A 19,221-nucleotide genomic window follows, 5' to 3' on the forward strand; every position below is an offset into this window, starting at 1 on the left:
GTGGCCCGGGCCGCTCAGTTTCCGGAGTATGCGGTCAGGATCTGGACCAGCGCGGGATCGCCGCTCATGCCGGCGACGGCGACCGAGGCGGCAAACATCAGACCCGCGAGYCCCGCGCAGCACGCGCTGATTCCCGTCAGGAACTTCCAGTCCTCCCGCAACACGCTGCGCACGGTGTCGGGCATGCGCAGTCCCGGGGCAATCAGGTTGGGTGCGCTGTCCGTCGATCCGTCGTCCAGGAATGCGACAACGCGACCGGCGCCGCGGTCCACGCGCATGGCGCTGATGTGGTTGCCGTGCCGGGCCAGAAGGATGTCGTGGCCAACCAGCTGGCGGCGCTGAAGAGTGATCATGGGGCTCCCTTGGTAGGTGGGTTCTCGGACGTCCGCACCATCGCAGGGCACCTCCCATTTTACTGAGCCGGTCCGCGCCGGGCGGCCCGCTGGGCGGTGAGGCTGCCCACGACAGAGGGTGATCCTCATCAAGTCCGAACACGACCACGACCGGACACAGCCAAGTCCGCGTCCTCCTGTCCCGCGGCTACGCCCGGCACTAGAGTGGCACCAGCCGCCGACAGCCCGGGCGGAAGCGGATCAAAGGAGATGTTGCGTGTTTTCAAGCCCGTACCCCGACGTCGATGTTCCCAACCTCGGCATTTACGACTACCTCTTCGGCGCTCTGGCAGAGGAGGACCTGGACCGGGTCGCCGTCGTCGATGGCGCCAGCGGTGCGGAGACCACCTACCGGGCGCTGCGCGGGCAGATCGACGCCCTCGCCGGTGCCGTCGCCGCCCAGGGCCTGGGCGTGCACGGCGTGGCCGCCATCCTGTGTCCCAACGTCCCCGCCTTTGCCACCGTCTTCCACGGCCTGCTCCGGGCAGGCGCAACGGTCACCACCATCAACGCCCAGTACACGGCGGACGAGATCGCCACCCAGCTCACCGACGCCGGCGCGGACTGGCTCTTCACCGTATCGGCGCTGCTTCCGGCCGCCCGTGAGGCCGCCGAAAGGACCGGGATCCCTGCCTCACGGCTCGTGGTGCTCGACGGCGCCGACGGCCACCCCTCGCTGGCCGACTTGCTCGCCATGGGCGCACCGGCACCCCGCGTCTCGTTCGATCCCGCCACGCATGTGGCCGTGCTGCCCTACTCTTCCGGCACCACCGGCCGGCCGAAGGGGGTCATGCTCAGCCACCGAAACCTCGTCGCCAACGTGGAACAGGCCAGGGGTCTGCTCGACGTCGGCCCCGAAGACCGGGTCCTGGCGCTGCTCCCGTTTTTTCACATCTACGGGCTGACCGTGCTGCTGAACCTCGCGCTGCGCCAGCGGGCCAGGCTTGTGACCATGCCCCGGTTCGACCTGCCCGAGTTCCTGCGGATCATCCAAGACCACCGGTGCAGCTACCTGTTCATCGCGCCTCCCGTGGCCGTGGCGCTGTCCAAGCACCCGCTCGTTGCCGAGTACGACCTCGGCTCGGTGCACACCACCCTTTCCGGCGCGGCGCCGCTGGACGGCGAACTTGGCAAGCGCCTGGCCGAACGCCTCGGCTGCCAGGTCCTGCAGGGCTACGGCATGACCGAGATGAGCCCGGTATCGCACCTCATTCCGCGCCAAAGTCGCGATGGGCTCAGGGTCCCCGTCAGTTCCGTGGGGTACACGGTGCCGAACATGCAGTGCCGCCTCGTGGACCCGGCCACGGGGGAGGAGATCACGGTTCCCGCGGAAGGGACCAGCGCGCCGGGGCACCTGTTGTGCCGCGGGCCGAACGTGATGCTCGGCTACCTCAACCGGCCGCAGGAAACCGCGGACACCCTGGACGCGGACGGCTTCCTGCGCACCGGGGACATCGCCACGGTGCGGGCGGACGGGGTGGTGACGGTCGTGGACCGGCTCAAGGAACTGATCAAGTACAACGGCTACCAGATCGCCCCGGCGGAACTGGAGGCGCTGCTCCTCACCCACCCCGGCATCGCCGATTCCGCGGTGGTCGGCTCCCTCGACGCCGACGGCCAGGAAGTGCCCAAGGCGTTCGTGGTCCGCCAGCCGGGCGCGGACGGCGATGCCTTGGACGTGGCGGGCGTCATGGACTTCGTGGCGGGCCGGGTGGCGCCGTTCAAGAAAGTCCGACAGGTCGAGTTCATCGAGGCCGTGCCGAAATCCGCCTCAGGAAAAATCCTGCGGCGGATGCTTGGGTCTGCAGGCTCAGACACCGGCCAAGCCGGCGTGCCGGCAGCGGCACCGAAGAAGCAGTAGCGCCTCAGTCGGCGTCGGTTTTGGCGATGTAGACGTCACAGGGGGCGTTGTGGGCCACGCTGTTCGCAACGCTCCCCAAGACCCGGCCGATTCCGCTCATGCGCCGGTTTCCGACCACGATCATCAAGGCACTGGTCCGTTCGGCTTCCCGAATCAGGGCCTCGGCCGGCTTGCCCCGCGCGGCGGCGTACGTGACGGTGATGTCCGGGCGGCGCAGGCCTTCCGCGACCGAGCGCGCCACCGTTTCCGCGTTGCCGGCGTCGGAAACGATCCACTGGTCACTGCCGCTGCCGAAGACCTGTGTCTTGTCGCTGTCAAAGGCGCTGACCACATGAAGTGTCGCCCCCACGGAAACTGCGAGGTCGCGCGCGGTGTGCGCCGCCCGCAGTGCAGTTTCACTGCCGTCGACGCCGACAACGATTATTCCGGTCATGGACCGCTCCTCTTTCAACGAGTAATGCTGCTTAGTGTGCCTGGCCGATCAGCTGGCCCCAGCGCGCCCCAGTCGAGGCCCCGCGTGGATCCTGCCGGTGTTCACGCTACAGGGCGGCCAAGGCTTCCCGCAGGACCGGCGCGAGCCGACGCACACCCTCGCGGATCGATTCGGGCGGCACCGCGCTGAACGCCAGCCGGATCTTGTTCGACGGGTCGTCCGAGTTTGTAAAGGCCGCTCCCGGAATGAAGACGACGCCGGCGTCGATGGCCTTCCTCAGCAGCGGGTAAGTATCCACGCCGTCGGGCAGCGTAACCCACACGAAGAAGCCGCCTTCGGGGCGCGTCCAGGTCAGTCCCTCCGGCATGTATTCGGCCAAGGCGGCCAGCATTGCCTCGCAACGTTCCTGGTACAGCCCCCGATACGTCTCGATCTGGCCGCGCCAGTCGTAGTCGCGCAGATAGGCCGACACCAGCATCTGGTTCAGCGTCGGCGGGCACAGGGTGACGGCCTCCGACGCCAGGTAGTACCTGCGCTGCAGGTGGGCCGGGACCAGGGCCCAGCCGATCCGCAGGCCCGGGGCGAAGATCTTGGAAAAGGACCCCATGTAGATGACGTCATCCGGGTTGGCCGCCCGGAGGGGGATGAGCGGCTTGCCGTCGAAGCGGAGCAGGCCGTAAGGGTTGTCCTCCAGCACCAGAATATTCGCGCGACGGCATATATCCACCACGGATTGCCGGCGTTCCGCGGACAGGGTGATGCCGGACGGGTTGTTGAAGCTGGGAATGGTATAGAGGAACTTGACGTTCTTGCCCGCGGTCTGGAGGGCCGCGATCTTTGCCTCCAGCAGATCAGGGATGATGCCGTCACCGTCCATCGGCACCGTTTCGACCTCCACCTGGTAGGCCTCGAAGGTGTTGAGGGCCCCGACATAGGTGGGGTCCTCGACGAGGACCACGTCGCCCGGATTGCAGAAAACCTTGGTGGCCACATCCTGCGCGGACTGCGAGCCGGCCGTGATGACGATGTTCGCGGGGTCGGCGTCCAGGATCCCCTCTGCCGCCATGACCTCGCAGATCTGGATGCGGAGCTCTTCAGTGCCTTGGCCGCCGCCGTACTGCAGGGCGGTCATCCCCTGCTCGGCTATGATCTTCGCGGCGGTCTGGCCCAGGCGTTCCAGCGGCAGGGACTGCAGGTAGGGGCTGCCCCCGGCGAGGGAGACGAGGCCGGGGCGCATCGAGATGTCGAAGACATCCCGGACCGCCGACTGCTTGATATTTGCTGCGCGCTCCGAGAACAGGATCTCGTGGCGGTGGGCGGACGTAGCCGCACGTTCGATTGCGTCAATGGCCTCGGCCGGAAGTACTGCTGCGGCGGCATCAAGTGTTTCGTGGGTCACAAACCCAAGGATACTACCCGTGTTGTCTTGGGGGAAACGATTGTTTCCAGAGAATGCCAGGGCTGAAAGCGACGGGATGCTCCGGGCGGCCCGGGGCCCCCGGCAGCACACGGCTGCCGGGGGCCCGGGAGGTATCTGGCGCGGAGTGCGGGGTGCGGTAGCTTACGCCGCTTCCGCAGCGGGAGCCTCGGCCAGTGCGTCGAACACGCCCTTGATCTGCTCGACAACTTCGGCGTCGTCCTTGGGATGGACCTCGGCGAAGCGGACCATCGAGCCCGGGACTGCCAGCTTGACGTTTTCGAGGACCTGGGCGCCGGCGATGCCGACGGCCTTGCGGGCCTCGTCCTGGGCCCATACGCCGCCGAACTGGCCAAAGGCGGTTCCGACAACCGCGGTGGGCTTGCCGGAGAGGGCGCCTGCGCCGAAGGGGCGGGACAGCCAGTCGATGGCGTTCTTCAGCGATGCCGGGACGGTGCCGTTATGCTCCGGCGTGACCAGCAGGATGGTGTCGGCCTCGTTGGCGGCGGCCCGCAGGGCGGCGGCGGCCGCGGGCACCTGGCCTTCGACGTCGATGTCCTCGTTGTAGAAGGGGATGTTGCCCAGGCTCTCGTGAATGACCACGTCCACCTGTTCCGGGGCGTTGAGCGCGATGGCCTCGGCCAGCTGCAGGTTGGTGGAGCCGGCGCGAAGGCTGCCGACGAGAGTGAGGATGGTCTTCTTGGACATGTGTACTCCTGTGCATCACGCCGCGGGGTGATTCCGGCGGCTGGTGGATCGTGAGGCTTTGGGGGCCTTCACCCATGCTAAACGGACTGCGGTCCGGTTATATTCCAGAGCCACTTTCCGGGGCGCTAGAATCAGCGGTGTGAGCCTCATCCCGATCCGTCCCGGTGCCCAGTCCGGGGCAGGGCGCCCCGCCGCGCCCGCCGCAGAATCAGCGCGCAGCGACGCGATGCGCAACAGGGAGCTCCTGCTCTGCGCCGCCCGGGAAATCGTTGAGGAATCCAGCGTCGACGCCCTCACCATGGACCGGCTGGCGCAGCGCGCCGGAGTTGGAAAAGGGACGGTCTTCCGGCGGTTCGGCAGCCGTGCCGGGCTGATGATGGCGCTCCTTAGCGACGCCGAGGCCGAATTTCAGGGCCGGTTCATGTTTGGTCCGCCCCCGGTAGGTCCCGGCGCGCCGCCCCTGGAGCGGCTGATCGCCGTGGGCGCCGCCCGCATTGACTGGATCCTGGAATTCGGGGAGCTGGCGCGGGCCGCCGACGCCTCGGTCTACAACAGGTTCGATGTCCCGCCGGCCGTGCTCTGGCGCCGTCATCTCGAGATGCTGCTGCGCGAAGCCGGCGTGACGGCGGACCCGTGGGTCATGGCGTCGGCCCTCGGGGCGTCGCTGGAGCCGGAACTGCTGCTCCATTCCGTCGGCGTGCACGGGATTGCGCCGGAGCGCCTTGCGGACTCCTGGCGGGAGCTTGTCACGCGCGTAGTGTGCGGCCACTAGCGGCGCAGCCGGTTCCGTGGGCCAAATCCATTCCACGGAGTTATTCATAACGATCTGTAGTGAAGCAGCCGTGTCGCGGCCCGTGAGAGCCCGGCGGAGCCCGGCTAATGTGATAGCTTCCTCTGGAATGTGACCCGCAACATAGCCCACAAGGGCTCAGCCGCAAGGCATGCGGGCGGCCGGAAACCAGCTGGCCCATACTCCCGAACCGGCCGCGGAACCCGCTGCCGGATGGGGACGACGGAAGGATCGACGTTGTGAATAATCTTGTCCCTGGCACAGTCGGGCCCGCCCGTGCGGCCGCAGCCGTGACGCGCGGATCTGCTCAGGCAACGGCGATCCAGAACTAGCCGCTCCATGCTTCGATATCTCGCCAAACGTGCGCTCACGTATGTCTTCATGATCTTCCTGACCACCAGCGCCGGCTATCTCCTGGCTGTGAGCACGCTGCAGCCGGCGCTGCTGGAGCAGGAGCGGATTCCGCGGCCCACGCCCGAGCAGGTGGTCAATTCCTTCCGGCTCAAGGGGCTCGATCCCACCCTCAACCCGTGGGAGCGCTACGTCGACTGGCTCACCGGCATTCTCACCCGCTGGGACTGGGGACGGAGCCCCAACGGCGCCTTCATCAACGCCGAGTTCGGCGACCGGGTCTGGATCTCAACCCGGCTCTTCCTGGCCTCGATCATCCTGACCCTCGTGATCGGCGTCGCCCTCGGCGTCTTCACCGCAGCCCGCCAGTACAAGGCCTCGGACCGGGCCATCACCTCGTACAGCTACCTCATGTACATCGTCCCCGCACCGATCGCCTACTTCCTGGTGCAGTTGGGCGCCATCAACATCAACGAGTCGGTCGGGGAGCGGGTCTTCTTTGTCACCGGCATCTCCACCCCGGGCCTGGACGGCGACGGCTGGGCCCAGTTCGTCGACATGCTCGCCCACTACGCCGTGCCCACGTTCGCCATCACAATTGTGGGCTGGGGCGCGTACCAGATCGCCCAGCGCCAGTATCTGCTGGACAACGTCAACGCCGACTTCGTCAGGACGGCGCGGGCCAAGGGCCTGACCCGCAACCAGGCCATCAGCCGGCACGCCCTGCGGGTGTCCTTCATCCCCGTGGCGCAGAGCATTGCGTTCACCATCCCGGCCATCTTCGCCGGCGGCTTCTTCGCCGAGAAAATCTTCGCCTGGCACGGCGTCGGGTCCTGGTCCATTGACTCGATCGCCCTGCAGGACGTCAACGCGGCCACCGCGACCCTCGCCTACGGCTCCGTCATCTTCGCGGTCGGAGCGATCCTCGCCGACTTCGCCACCACGCTCGTAGACCCGAGAGTGCGGGTGCAGTAATCATGACCAACCTCAACACGATTGACCCGGCCGCCGTCCTGGACGAAGGAAAGTTCGGCGACGACGAGGTCGTGATCGGCAAGTCGCGCATCATCCTGCGGCGCTTCCTGCGCAACCGGACAGCCGTCGCCGGCCTCGCCATCTTCCTGGCCCTGACCCTCTTCTCCTTCATCGGCGGCTTCTTCGGCAACTGGGACAAGGAGACCATCGACCCCTTCAACATCGGCATGCCGCCCTCCGCGGAGCACCCGCTGGGCACCTCCCAGGCCGGGATCGACCTCTACGCCCTGACCGTCGAAGGCACCAGGGTCTCCATCCTGATCGGCGTCGTCGTCGGCCTCGTCTCGGTGCTGATCGCCGCCGTCTACGGCTGCACCATGGCGTTCTTCGGCCGCAAGGTGGACAAGGTCATGCTGTTCATCCTCGAAGCCCTGATCATGATGCCCGCCCTGCTGGTAGTCGCGGTGGCCACGAGCGGCGGCGCCAACGGCCTGAAGAACACCGTCCCAAGCTGGCTGCTGCTCATCATCGTGCTGCTGGTCTTCAGCTGGATGGGGACCGCACGCCTCATCAGGTCCCTGTCGCTTTCCCTCATGCAGCGTGACTTCGTCAAAGCCTCCCAGTACATGGGCATCCCGCCGCACCGGATCGTCTGGCGCCACCTCGTGCCGAACATCGGCTCCCTGCTGGTCCTGGAAGTCACCCGCGGCGTCACCGGCGCCATCCTCGCCGAGGTCGCGTTCTCCTTCATCGGCATCGGCATCAAGGTCCCCGACGTGAGCCTGGGCGTCCTGATCGGCCAGTCGACCTCCCAGGTTTCCACCTTTCCGTGGATGTTCTGGGCGCCCCTGATCGTAATGTTCCTGCTGACCGGCTCGCTCGCCATGATGAACGACGGCCTCCGCGACGCGTTCGACCCCAGCTCCAGCTCCGTTGGCCGCGCCAAGAGGAGCAACGCCACCGGCAGCGCCACCGGCAGCGCCACCGGCAAGAAACAGAAGAAGATCAAATGACCAGCAACACCACCGCACGGGACACCGCCCAAGGCACCGACGAGCGCCTCCACGCCGCCGGGCTGCACGCCCCCGCCAGCGCGGTCCTCTCCGTCCGGGACCTCAACGTCCGCTTCAACACGGAAAACGGCGTGGTGCACGCGGTCCGCGGCGTCGACTTCGACGTGATGCCCGGCAAGACGCTGGGCATCGTGGGCGAGTCCGGCTCCGGCAAATCGGTCACGTCCATGGCGATCATGGGCCTGCTGCCCCCGACGGCGGAAATCACCGGTTCCGTCCGGCTGCAGGGCAAGGAGCTCCTGGGGCTCAGCGACAAGGCCATGTGCCGCCACCGCGGCAGCGACCTCGCCATGGTGTTCCAGGACCCGCTGTCCTCCCTGACCCCGGTCTACACGGTCGGCACCCAGATCATCGAGGCCCTGACCGTCCACAACCCGACCATGAGCAAGCAGGCCAAGGAGGCACGCGCCGTCGAACTCCTGGGGTTGGTCGGCATCCCCAGTCCGAAGGACCGGCTCAAGGCCTTTCCGCACGARTTYTCCGGCGGCATGCGCCAGCGCGTCATGATCGCCATCGCGATCGCCAACAACCCGCGGGTTCTGATCGCCGATGAGCCGACGACGGCGCTGGACGTCACCATCCAGGCGCAGGTCCTCGAGGTGCTCCACGCCGCCCAGGAGGAGACCGGCGCCGCCGTCGTCATGATCACGCACGACCTCGGCGTGGTCGCCGGCATGGCGGACGACATCATGGTGATGTACGCGGGCAGGCCGGTGGAGACCGGCAGCGTCGATGACATCTACTACAGCCCGCGGATGCCCTACACGATGGGCCTGCTCGGTGCGGTCCCGCGCGTGGACGTCGCGGAAAAATCGTCGCTGGTGCCGATCGACGGCATCCCCCCGAACCTCACCCAGCCGCCCACCGGCTGTTCATTCGCGCCGCGGTGCCCGCTGGCCAGCGAGGCCTGCCTCGACGGCGAACCGGACCTCCGGGCGGTGGCGCCCGGCACCGGGCACAGCGCCGCGTGCATCAAGAGCGAGGCCCTCGCCGACGTCGATGTCCACACGGTCTTCGCCGTCCCGGACGTGCCGGTATCCCGCTTTGACAGCCTTCCCCGGCACGAACGCAAGACTGTCCTGGAACTCCGCGACGTCAGGAAGCACTTTCCGCTGATGAAGGGCGCCCTGATCAAGCGCAGGATCGGCACGGTGAAGGCCGTGGACGGGCTGAGCTTCGATATCCGCGAGGGCGAGTGCTTCTCGATCGTGGGGGAGTCGGGCTGCGGAAAGACCACCACCCTGCTGGAAATCATGGAATTCCACAAGGACCAGGACGGCGAGGTGGTGATCGGCGGGCTGAGCAACAAGCAGGCCGCGGACGCCAAGGCCACGAGCGCCATGCGCAAGGAACTGCAGATGGTGTTCCAGGATCCCACCGGGGCACTGGATCCGCGCTTCACCGTCTACGAGGTCCTGGCCGAGCCGATGGAAAACCTGGGCATGCCCAAGGCTGCCATCCGGAAGCGGATCATGGAGCTCATGGAGCTGGTGGGCCTGCAGGCGGACCACGTCAACCGGTTCCCCAACCAGTTCTCCGGCGGCCAGCGACAGCGCATCGGCATTGCCCGCGCCCTCGCGGTCAACCCCCGGCTGGTGGTCCTGGATGAGCCCGTCTCCGCCCTCGACGTATCGGTGCAGGCCGGCGTCATCAACCTCCTGGACAAGCTCCGTGCCGAACTCGGCCTCAGCTACCTCATGGTGGCCCATGACCTCTCCGTGGTCCGGCACATCTCCAACCGCGTTGCCGTCATGTACCTGGGCAAAATCGTGGAGATCGGCGACGTCGACGCCGTCTTCGACAACCCCCGCCACCCCTATACCCGTGCCCTGCTCTCCGCGATCCCGGTACCGGATCCGGAGCTGGAGCGCACCCGCGAGCGGATCATCCTCCAGGGCGACCTGCCCTCGCCGCTGGAAGCGCCGGCCGGCTGCAACTTCGCCACCCGCTGTCCCGTGTTCGCGGCCCTCCCGCCGGCCAGGCAGGAGAAGTGCCTGACCCTGGAGCCGGCCCTCGAAGCGTCCGCCACCGACCAGCAGTTCGCCTGCTTCTACCCGGACGGCGAACTGGACGCGGACATGCTGGTTGTCCACGAAAACCACTGAATCACCGGACCAGCACACACCACCCGAGAACCCACGCATCACACTCGCATGAAAAAATGAAGGGGATCACATGAAAAATCGGACCAGGATCGGCGGCCTCACCGCCGTCGTGGCGGCCCTCGCGCTGACCGCTTGCGGCAGCGGTGGCGCCTCAACCACCGCCCAGAGCGCCAAGGCACAGGATGCCTCCGGCGACCTGAGCAAGCTGGTCAGCGTCAACGCCAAGAAGGCCGCCGACCTGCAGCAGGGCGGTACCGTAACGCTGCCCCTGGGCAACATCGGACCGGACTTCAACGGCTTCTCCAACGCGGGCAACTCAGCGGACAACACTGAACTGCACTACCCGATCGACGAGGCCGGCTACGTGGGCTGCTGGAAGCTGGACTTCGACGGCACCGCCAGCCTCAACAAGAACTTCTGCGAAGACTTCAAGAGCGAGGTCAAAGACGGCAAGCAGACCGTCACCATCAAGATCAACCCGAAGGCCGCCTACAACGACGGCACCCCGATCAACGCCGCCACGTTCGAGAACACGTGGAAGATGCTCAATGGCCAGAGCAAGGACATCGACATCGTCAGCTCCGGCGCCTACGAGTTCATCGACTCCGTCAAGGCGGGAAGCAGCGACAAGGAAGTCGTTGTCACCACCACACAGCCGGTGTACCCGCTCAGCGACATGTTCGGCGGCTTCATCCCGCAGACCGTGAACACTCCCGAAATCTTCAACACCGGCTTCACGGGCGAACTGCACCCCGAGTGGATGGCAGGCCCGTTCAAGGTCGACAAGTTTGACTCCGCCGCGAAGACTGTCTCCCTCGTGCCGAATGACAAGTGGTGGGGCGAGAAGCCGGTCCTGGACAAGGTGATCTTCCGCCAGCTGGAGGCCAGCGCCGAGATCGCCGCCTTCAAGAACGGCGAGATCGACATGGCCGACGGCCGCACGCTGACGAAGTACAAGCAGCTTGAAGGCACGAAGAACTCCGAGGTCCGCCGCGGTCAGCGCCTCTTCGCCGGCGGCCTGAACCTCAACGCCCTCAAGGCCCCGCTTACCGACGTCGCAGTCCGCAAGGCAATCTTCACCGCCGTGGACCGTCCCGCCATCCGCGCCGTCCGCTTTGGCGGACTGAACTGGGAAGAGAACAGCTCGGGCTCGATGATGCTGATGCCGTTCTCGAAGTACTACCAGGACAACTACCCGGTCAAGGAAACCGGCGCCGACGCGGCCAAGAAGGTCCTGACCGAGGCCGGCTACAAGGCCAACGCCAAGGGCATCATGGAAAAGGACGGCGTCCCGGCGTCGTTCAAGATCACCAACTTCGGTGACGACCCCACCGGCCTCGCCACCGTGCAGACGCTGCAGAAGCAGCTTCAGGCGGCCGGCATGGACGTTGGCATCGACCAGCGCGGTGACGCCGACTTCGGCAAGGTGGTTGGCAGCCGCGACTTCCAGCTCACCATCAGCGGCTACACGGTTGGCGCCGACGCCACCTCCGGCGTGAAGCAGTTCTACGATTCCAAGACCAACGAGAACGAACTCGGCGACGCCGAACTGGACAAGGCCATCAAGGACCTCGCGTCCATCCAGGATGACGCCCAGCGCAACAAGGCCGCCATGGACGTCGAGAAGAAGCACATGGAGAAGTACTTCTCGATGGGCGTCATCATGAACGGCCCGCAGATCTACTTCGCCCGCACCGGCCTGGCCAACTACGGTGCAGCCCTGTTCCAGACCCCGGACTGGAGCGTCGTCGGCTGGCAGAAGAGCTAGCTCTGACAAGCACCACGCACTAACAAGCAGCACGGCCGAGGCCGGTGCCCCCGGAACCATCCGGGCGGCACCGGCCTCGTTCGTTTAGGCCCTGCCGGACAGGAGCCCGGTGCATGCCCAGCCGGTAGCCTTGGCACCATGAGCAACGATTCAACCCGGCCCATCCGCACCGCCGTCGCCGGTTTCGGCCTTTCGGGCAGCGTCTTCCACGCCCCGTTCATCGCCGCAAACCCGGCCTATTCGCTCGATGCCATTGCCACCTCCGACGCCGGCAGGAGATCTGCCGCCGCACACAGCTATCCGGCGGCCAGGATCGTCGACACCCCGGCCGATCTCCTCGAGCTCGCCGGCGAACTGGACCTGCTGGTGCTCGGCACGCCGCCCGCCACCCACTACCCACTCGCGAAAGCGGCGCTGGAAGCCGGCCTCGACGTCGTCGTCGACAAGCCCTTCGCTGTCAGCAGCGCCGAGGGGCAGGAGCTCATCGACCTGGCCGGGCGGCTGGGCCGGGTGCTCACGGTGTTCCAGAACCGGCGCTGGGACGGCGACTTCCTCACCGCTAAAGCGCTCATGGACACCGGAGCCTTCGGCACCGTGAGCCGCTTTGAGTCCCGCTTCGAGCGGTGGTCGCCCGACGTCCCCAAAGCATGGAAGGCGGCCGCAACGGCGGACGACGGCGGCGGGGTGCTGTTTGACCTCGGCACCCACCTGCTGGACCAGGCCGTGCAGCTTTTTGGGCCGGCCACGCTCATTCACGCTGAACTGGCGGCCCGGCGGCCCGGAGCCAAGGCGGACGACGACGTCTTCGTGGTCCTGCGGCACAGTTCCGGGGTGACCAGCCACCTGTGGATGAACATGCTGTGCGCCCAGCAGGGCCCGCGCTACCGCATCCTGGGCAGCGAGGGCGGTTTCACCAAGCACGGCGTGGACCCGCAGGAGCCGTACATCCTGGCCGGCGGAAGCCCGCTGGATGCCGACTACGGCGTGGAAGATCCGGACTGGGCCGGGCTGCTGGGGCGCGACGGGCACCTGGACCGGCTGCCCACCGAGCGCGGCGCCTATCCGGAGTTCTACCGGATCCTGGCCGCCAAGATCGCCGACGGCGGCGCCGGCTCGGCGCTGCCAGTCCCCGTCGACCCCGCCGGACCGCTCCAGGTGCTGCAGCTGATCGAGCAGGCCCGGTCCCTGGCCTAGGTTCTCGGCACGGTGCGGGCCTAAACAGCCATCGACTGCTCCGTAACTGCCGTTCTGGGGGTCCAAAAGGGCGGTTACGGAGCAGCCGATGAAGTGCCGCTACGCGGAGATGTGTTGGTTACACGGTGCCGGCTACGCGGAGACCAGCTCGTGCCAGTCGGCGACGAGGGGCAGGTTGTGCGCCTCGGAGACCGAGCGGTGGGCAACCTTGCCGCCGGCGATGTTCAGGCCGGCGGCCAGGGCGGCGTCGCGCTCAAACGCAGCCTTGACGCCCAGGTTCGCCAGCGAGACGGCGTAGCGCAGGGTGACGTTGGTCAGCGCGTACGTGGAGGTGTTCGGCACGGCGCCGGGCATGTTGGCGACGCAGTAGAAGATCGTGTTGTGGACCTTGTACGTCGGTTCCTGGTGCGTGGTGGGGTGCGTGTCCTCGAAGCAGCCGCCCTGGTCCACGGCGATGTCCACCAGCACGGAGCCGGGCTTCATCCGGGACACGAGCTCGTTGGTGACGAGCTTCGGGGCCTTGGCGCCGGGGATCAGGACCGAACCGATCACGAGGTCGGCGTCGACCACGGACTTCTCGATCTCGTAGGAGTTGGACGCGACTGTCTTCAGGCGGCCCTGGTACTGGGCGTCCAGTTCGCGCAGGCGGTTGATGTTGATGTCCAGGATGGTGACGTCGGCACCCAGGCCCAGGGCCATGGCGGCGGCGTTCGTGCCGGCAACACCGGCTCCGAGGACAACGACCTTGGCCGGACGGACGCCCGGGACGCCGCCGAGCAGCACACCCTTGCCGCCTGCCGGGGCCATCAGGGAGGTGGCGCCGACCTGTACGGACAGCCGGCCGGCAACCTCGGACATCGGTGCCAGCAGCGGCAGGGACCTGCCCTCCTGGACGGTCTCGTAGGCGATGGCGGTGACGCCGGAGTTGATCAGGGCCTGGGTCAGTTCCGGTTCGGCGGCCAGGTGCAGGTAGGTGAAGAGGATCAGGTCCTTGCGGAAGCGGTGGTATTCGGCCTTGACCGGTTCCTTGACCTTCAGCACCATGTCCGCGCGGCCCCAGACGTCGTCGGCTTCGGCGACGATCTCGGCGCCGGCGATCGCGTATTCCTCATCCGTGATGCCGGAGCCCAGGCCCGCGCCGCGCTCGACGAGGACCTCGTGGCCGTGGGTCCGGAATTCATGGACGCCGGCCGCCGTGATGGCGACGCGGAACTCGTTGTTCTTGATCTCTTTGGGTACGCCGATGATCATTTGTTAGCTCCAGTAGCTGGTGGCCTGGTGGGCCTGGATGAGCGGGGGATTCGTACTTCCAGAATAAATCCCGCTGTGAGGCACGCGACAGGTGCCGACACCGGGCGGTGGGCGCCCGCCGCGTCATTCCGGGGTTTTTCAAAACCGGGAATAGACATTTGTCGAGGGCGCGGACGTCAGGTGTCGGCTCGTGTCCGTCCCGGATGCATTCGCAGTGCGGCGGGCGGGGGCAGTAGTCTGGCAGGATGCAGCAGCAGGACGTGGAGCAGCTCGTGGAGCAGGTGGCGCAGCGACTGGGCCGCGGCCTCTCCCTCGAGGACCTTGACGGTCTGCTCCTCGCCTACAGCTCCAACCAATCCCACGCGGACCGCGTCCGGGTGAACTTCCTGCTCAGCAAGCGTGTCCCCGTGGATGTCATCGCGTGGCAGCTCTCCCACGGGATCGCGACGGCGGTCCGGCCGGTCGTCGTGCCGGCCAACGCGGACCTCGGCATGCTCGGGCGCGTGTGCGTGCCGCTGCTGGTGCGGGGCTTCCGGGTGGGGTACCTGTGGGTCCAGCTCGACGCCGAGGAGCCCAGTGCCGCGACCGTCCTGGGCCAGCTGCCGGACGTGGCGCCGGAGCTGGAGCAGCTGTCCTCCCTGCTGCTGGATTCCAACACGGCGGAGTCCGAGTTCCGGCGCCGGCGCGAGCAGGAGTTCCTTGCCGCGTGCGCCGGGGAGGCCAACGCGGCGGCGGCCGTCGCGGGCTGGAAAGAGGTCCAAGGCAAGGGGCCATGGCAGCTGGTGACCGTCCTGGACGCGGATGGCTGGGCCGGGGGCTCGGATCCCATCGCCGACACGCTTATTCACCGCTCCGCGGCGCTGCAGGCGACCATCGGGGTAGACGCCGCACTGTTCAGCGCCGGCACGGAGACCCATGCGGTGGTGCTCTTCAAGGAATCCACGGGACGCGCCGACCACGCCCAGGTGCTGGTCCACTACCAGCTCGAACTCGCCAAACGCTCCGGGCGCACGGTCCGGCGGATCATCCTTGGCACGTCCGAGGGATTCGCCAAGCCGCGGGAACTGGCCGAGGCCTACCGGCAGTCACGGCAGGCGGCCCAGGCCGCGGCGGTGGATCCCCAGCTGGGCGAGCTCGTCGACTGCCGGGCCACCGGCGTCTACCAGCTCCTGGCCTCGGCGGGCGGCGGCGCGGGAGCCTGGGCAGACGCGGGTTCCGTGTATTTCCGCCTCCTCGAGGACCATGACCGCAACCACGAGCTGCTGCCCGTGCTGGAGCTGTTCTACGACAACGACGGCTCGGTCCAGGAGGTCGCGGCCAAACTGCACCTGCACCGGAGCAGCATCTACAACCGGCTCGGCCGGATCCGCCAGCTGCTGGGCGTGGACCCGTTGAAGGGAATGGTGCGGCTGGAACTGCATGCCGGGCTCAAGGCGCGGCGCTGGGCTGGCCGGCCCAGAATCTAGCGGCGCGCTTAGCCCTCGCGCTTGGAGGGGTCGGCGTCGAGGGCCGGCTTCGCATCGTGGCCAGCGTCCTGGCCGGGGCCGGCGATGCCGGCGGCACTGCGGCGGCGGGAAATCCGGCTGTCCACCCAGAGCGACACCGCTACGAAAGCGACGCCGCTGGCCAAATACGTGGCGGTGTTGTTCAGGCCCATCGCGGTTCCGAAGATGCCAGCGAGCAGCATAGCGGCGATCCCTGCCACGATGTGCCACCCTCTGAATTTACCCACATTCCAAGCTTATCCCGCGGGATATCAGTGCTTCCGCGCCGGACAGGGATCGTTGCTTGATCCTTATCACTGCTTCATGAAGCACCGGCAGCCTCGTCATCCTGGCCGGCCGGCGTCCCGGCGCCCGCACCATTCTTCTTCTGCGTTTCGAGCCACGCCATGATGTCGGCCAGCCGGATCCGGCGGTGCGTTCCGCGGTACTCCACCGGGATCTCGCCGCGGTCGGTCATGTTCCGCAGATATGTGTGCGAGATTCCCGCAAGCTCCGCGGCCCGGGACGTCGTCAGCATTTCCTCGACGCTGCTGACCGTCACGGCCTCGCCGCGGCTGAAGCGGCCCAGCAGATCGACGACGGCGTCCCGCGCCGCGGGCGGCAGCCGGTGGACGGTGCCGTCCACGAACACCGTAATGTCGTGGCTGCCGTCGAGGGCGTACCTGAGGTTCTGCGCATCCTCGGCCGGGAGGCCGGCCGTCACCCGGGGGGCTATCAGTGCCATGAGTGCATCCTAGCGGCAGCCGCTACAGCCCAAGGTCCTCCAGTACCGGCAGTTTTGCCCGCACCCAGGCCCGGGCCTCCGTAGCGCTCGGCGCGGACAAGGCCAGCTTGGCCAGCTCCCGCGCTTCAGCCAGGGTGACGGTCTTCAGCACGGCGGCGACGGCCGCGATGGAACGCGCCGTCATGGACAGCGTGGTGACGCCCAGCCCCGTGAGGACGACGGCGAGGGCAGGGTCCGCCGCGGCCTCACCGCACACGCCCACCGGCTTGTTGTGGCCCTCGGCCGCGGAACCTTCCACGGTCAGGCCCACGAGCCGCAGTACGGCCGGCTGCCAGGGGGTGTTCAGGGCGGCCAGCGGGCCGAGCTGGCGGTCGGCTGCCATGGCGTACTGGGTGAGGTCATTGGTGCCCAGGCTGGCGAAGCCAACCTCGCGGAGGATGGCCTCGGCCGTCAGCGCCGCCGACGGGACCTCCACCATGACGCCGGGCGTCTTGATCCCTGCCGCACTGCACAGCGAGGCAAAGCGGGCCGCTTCCTCAGCGGTGGAAATCATCGGGGCCATCACCCAGACATCGGCCTCGGATGCTTTCTCCGCCAGGGCAATGGCCTGCAGCTGGCGCTCCAGGACCCCCGGCGTGGTGAAATCGGTCCGGTAGCCGCGGACGCCCAGGGCGGGGTTGGGCTCGGTGGCGTCCGTCAGGAACGGCAGCGGCTTGTCCGCGCCGGCGTCGAGCGTGCGAAGCACCACTTTCTTGCCCGGGAAGGCGTCGAAGACGCCCTGGTAGGCGGCGGCCTGCTCCTCCACGGTCGGTTCGGTGTCCCGCTCCAGGAAGCAGAACTCGGTCCGGAACAGTCCCACGCCCTGGGCGTTCAGGCCTGCCGCGGCCACGGCGTCCTTGGCGCCGCCGACGTTGGCCAGGAGCGGCACGAGGTGGCCGTCCGCCGTCGTGCCGGTCCCGTCAAAGGCGGCGAGCAGCGAGGCGGTGGCGGCCCAGTGAGCTGCGGCCGCGCGCTGGGACTCGTCCGGGTTCGCGGTGATGAGCCCGGCCGCGCCGTCCACGTACACCTCGGTGCCGTCGGCGAGTTCGTCGACCCCGACTGCGGCGACCACGGCGGGCAGACCCAGTGACCGGGCGATGATCGCGGTGTGGGACTGCGGTCCGCCGCCGGCGGTGACGAGGGCCAGGACCTTTTCCGGATCCAGGGTGGCGGTATCGGCCGGGGCCAGGTCCTCGGCGATGAGGATGAACGGGGTGGCGGACACGGGAATGCCCGGCGCGGGGACTCCGCGCAGTTCCGCCACGATCCGGGAGCGGACATCCAGGACGTCCGTGGCGCGCTCGGCCATGTAGCCGCCCAGGTTGTGCAGCATTTCCGAGACCGAGGCGCCGGCTTCCCAGATTGCCCGCTGCCCGGAGGTGCCGCGGCCGATCAGTTTGGTTGCGGATTTGAGCAGCATGGTGTCAGTGGCCATGAGGGCCGTGGCCTCGAGGACGGCCTTGCCGTCGCCCGAGACGGTCTCGGAGCGGGCCTTCAGTTCGTCGTGGACGGATTTCGCCGCGGCTTTCAGCGCCGCAGTCGCGTCCTCCGCCGTGACGCCGGCGGGAAGCTGCTCTCCGGCGGGCGGTTCGCTGATCGGTTTGGGCATCTGCCGGACGGTGCCGATGATGCGGCCGGGGCTAACGCCTACTCCTGGGAAGTTCTGCACTGAAGGTCCTCATATTCTGTCGTAGGCCAGTGGCCACTAAGCCGGTAAACCAGGTGCCGCAGCGACCCTGCTGATCATTTGCGCCTGCGGCTGACGGCTACGGCAGCGGGCGGGTCACGGCACCTGAAAAAATTGTATGTGATGCAGTTCATATAGCGTTGCTATAGGTGCTAGGGTAGCGGTTATGAGTATCGATGGCCAGCTACCACCCAAAGCCCGGCTGCTGCGTGCGGCCGCCGAGCTGCTGGCCAACTCCGGCGGATCCGCAGTCTCGACCCGCCAGATCACGCAGCTGGCCGGTGTCACGGCACCGACCCTCTACCACCACTTTGGTGACAAAGAAGGGCTGTTCGACGCCGTCGTCGCAGCAGGTTTCGACGAATATGTCGCGGGCGAACGGGACTTCGCGCCCTCTGGCCAGCCTCTGGAGGACATCCGGAGGATGTGGGACAACCATGTCCAGTTCGGGCTGAAACAGCCGGAACTGTACCTCGTCATGTTCGGCAATATCCGCCCTGAGAGCCGCCCGGCCATCGTCGCCGATGCCGAGGCCCTCATGGAGGAAATGCTGAACAAGGCGGCTGTCTCCGGCCAGCTCAACGTCCCGCCCAAGGAGGCGGCCAGGTCCATCCTGGCGGCCAATGTGGGCATGACCCTCATGCTGATCGCGGAAAAGGTGCCGGAGCGGAACCTCGAGCTCTCCGCCATGACCCGCGACGCCATGATCTTTGCGGTTTCCACCGAGCAGGCCCGGGACAACGGTTCTGTGGACAGCGGAAAGTCCTCAGTGGTTGTGGCGGCCATCGCATTGAACGCAGCCCTCCAGGCGTCCCACTCGGACCAGCTCTCCAGCTCGGAACTCAAACTCTTCCTCGAATGGCTCCACCGGATCTCCAACAGCTCCACCAGCTAGCTCGGCGAAATTATCGGACCATCCTGCAATGCAGCGGGAACGACGGTTAGGAA

At 67.3% G+C, this 19,221-nt stretch carries 17 protein-coding genes; 9 read left to right on the plus strand and 8 right to left on the minus strand.

The genetic code is table 11. The annotated features are described in order from the left end of the window. Positions 1–14: 14 nt before the first annotated feature. Positions 15–353: a hypothetical protein gene (locus AC1D1S_RS00660; protein WP_476943117.1), complete on the minus strand. Its 339-nt coding sequence runs from the start codon at positions 351–353 to the stop codon at positions 15–17. Between the two features lie 256 nt (positions 354–609). Between AC1D1S_RS00660 and AC1D1S_RS00665 the strand changes: the two genes are divergently transcribed. Beyond that, on the plus strand, positions 610–2,253 hold the full coding sequence (locus AC1D1S_RS00665) for an AMP-binding protein (protein ID WP_476993495.1): 1,644 nt from the start codon (positions 610–612) through the stop codon (positions 2,251–2,253). A gap of 4 nt (positions 2,254–2,257) precedes the next feature. Here AC1D1S_RS00665 and AC1D1S_RS00670 read toward each other — a convergent pair whose 3' ends face one another. The 3 genes from AC1D1S_RS00670 to AC1D1S_RS00680 form a co-directional block, all read right to left on the minus strand. Next, positions 2,258–2,686 carry a universal stress protein gene (locus tag AC1D1S_RS00670; protein ID WP_223914942.1) on the minus strand — a complete coding sequence of 143 codons (429 nt, stop codon included), beginning with the start codon at positions 2,684–2,686 and terminating at the stop codon, positions 2,258–2,260. A 106-nt stretch (positions 2,687–2,792) separates the two neighbouring features. Continuing rightward, entirely contained in the window at positions 2,793–4,085 is a 1,293-nt protein-coding gene (locus AC1D1S_RS00675) for an aminotransferase-like domain-containing protein (protein WP_028277584.1), read from the minus strand. A 162-nt stretch (positions 4,086–4,247) separates the two neighbouring features. Further along, complete coding sequence (locus tag AC1D1S_RS00680; RefSeq protein WP_018775397.1) at positions 4,248–4,811, minus strand: NAD(P)H-dependent oxidoreductase; 564 nt, start codon at positions 4,809–4,811, stop codon at positions 4,248–4,250. A 139-nt stretch (positions 4,812–4,950) separates the two neighbouring features. On the opposite strand from AC1D1S_RS00680, the gene AC1D1S_RS00685 reads away from it, so the two are divergent. From AC1D1S_RS00685 to AC1D1S_RS00710, 6 genes are all read left to right on the plus strand, one after another. Beyond that, positions 4,951–5,583 carry a TetR/AcrR family transcriptional regulator gene (locus AC1D1S_RS00685; RefSeq protein ID WP_476943119.1) on the plus strand — a complete coding sequence of 211 codons (633 nt, stop codon included), beginning with the start codon at positions 4,951–4,953 and terminating at the stop codon, positions 5,581–5,583. Positions 5,584–5,940: 357 nt separating this feature from the next. Continuing rightward, complete coding sequence (locus AC1D1S_RS00690; RefSeq protein WP_243178073.1) at positions 5,941–6,927, plus strand: ABC transporter permease; 987 nt, start codon at positions 5,941–5,943, stop codon at positions 6,925–6,927. A gap of 2 nt (positions 6,928–6,929) precedes the next feature. After that, positions 6,930–7,940 carry an ABC transporter permease gene (locus AC1D1S_RS00695; RefSeq protein WP_476993496.1) on the plus strand — a complete coding sequence of 337 codons (1,011 nt, stop codon included), beginning with the start codon at positions 6,930–6,932 and terminating at the stop codon, positions 7,938–7,940. Next, complete coding sequence (locus tag AC1D1S_RS00700; protein ID WP_476993497.1) at positions 7,937–10,105, plus strand: dipeptide ABC transporter ATP-binding protein; 2,169 nt, start codon at positions 7,937–7,939, stop codon at positions 10,103–10,105. The genes AC1D1S_RS00695 and AC1D1S_RS00700 overlap by 4 nt, the downstream gene beginning before the upstream one ends. 70 nt (positions 10,106–10,175) lie before the next feature. Then, the gene (locus AC1D1S_RS00705; RefSeq protein ID WP_476993498.1) at positions 10,176–11,873 is read left to right on the plus strand and encodes an ABC transporter family substrate-binding protein; all 1,698 of its coding nucleotides are present in this window, start codon (positions 10,176–10,178) and stop codon (positions 11,871–11,873) included. A gap of 138 nt (positions 11,874–12,011) precedes the next feature. Next, complete coding sequence (locus AC1D1S_RS00710; RefSeq protein ID WP_476993499.1) at positions 12,012–13,067, plus strand: Gfo/Idh/MocA family protein; 1,056 nt, start codon at positions 12,012–12,014, stop codon at positions 13,065–13,067. A 132-nt stretch (positions 13,068–13,199) separates the two neighbouring features. Here the strand turns inward: AC1D1S_RS00710 and ald are convergent, their stop codons facing one another. After that, entirely contained in the window at positions 13,200–14,318 is a 1,119-nt protein-coding gene (gene ald / locus AC1D1S_RS00715) for an alanine dehydrogenase (RefSeq protein WP_243178068.1), read from the minus strand. Positions 14,319–14,563: 245 nt separating this feature from the next. On the opposite strand from ald, the gene AC1D1S_RS00720 reads away from it, so the two are divergent. Beyond that, the gene (locus tag AC1D1S_RS00720; protein ID WP_459385886.1) at positions 14,564–15,784 is read left to right on the plus strand and encodes a PucR family transcriptional regulator; all 1,221 of its coding nucleotides are present in this window, start codon (positions 14,564–14,566) and stop codon (positions 15,782–15,784) included. Positions 15,785–15,792: 8 nt separating this feature from the next. Here AC1D1S_RS00720 and AC1D1S_RS00725 read toward each other — a convergent pair whose 3' ends face one another. From AC1D1S_RS00725 to ptsP, 3 genes are all read right to left on the minus strand, one after another. Beyond that, entirely contained in the window at positions 15,793–16,050 is a 258-nt protein-coding gene (locus tag AC1D1S_RS00725) for a hypothetical protein (protein ID WP_476993500.1), read from the minus strand. 74 nt (positions 16,051–16,124) lie between these two features. Further along, positions 16,125–16,547: a helix-turn-helix domain-containing protein gene (locus AC1D1S_RS00730; protein WP_243178066.1), complete on the minus strand. Its 423-nt coding sequence runs from the start codon at positions 16,545–16,547 to the stop codon at positions 16,125–16,127. Between the two features lie 22 nt (positions 16,548–16,569). Beyond that, positions 16,570–18,255, minus strand: coding sequence for a phosphoenolpyruvate--protein phosphotransferase (ptsP, locus tag AC1D1S_RS00735; RefSeq protein WP_476946324.1), 1,686 nt, complete (start codon positions 18,253–18,255; stop codon positions 16,570–16,572). 184 nt (positions 18,256–18,439) lie between these two features. Between ptsP and AC1D1S_RS00740 the strand changes: the two genes are divergently transcribed. Further along, the gene (locus tag AC1D1S_RS00740) at positions 18,440–19,168 is read left to right on the plus strand and encodes a TetR/AcrR family transcriptional regulator (RefSeq protein ID WP_028277575.1); all 729 of its coding nucleotides are present in this window, start codon (positions 18,440–18,442) and stop codon (positions 19,166–19,168) included. Positions 19,169–19,221 lie beyond the last annotated feature (53 nt).

The sequence above is a fragment of the Arthrobacter sp. P1_A5 genome (assembly GCF_056406825.1).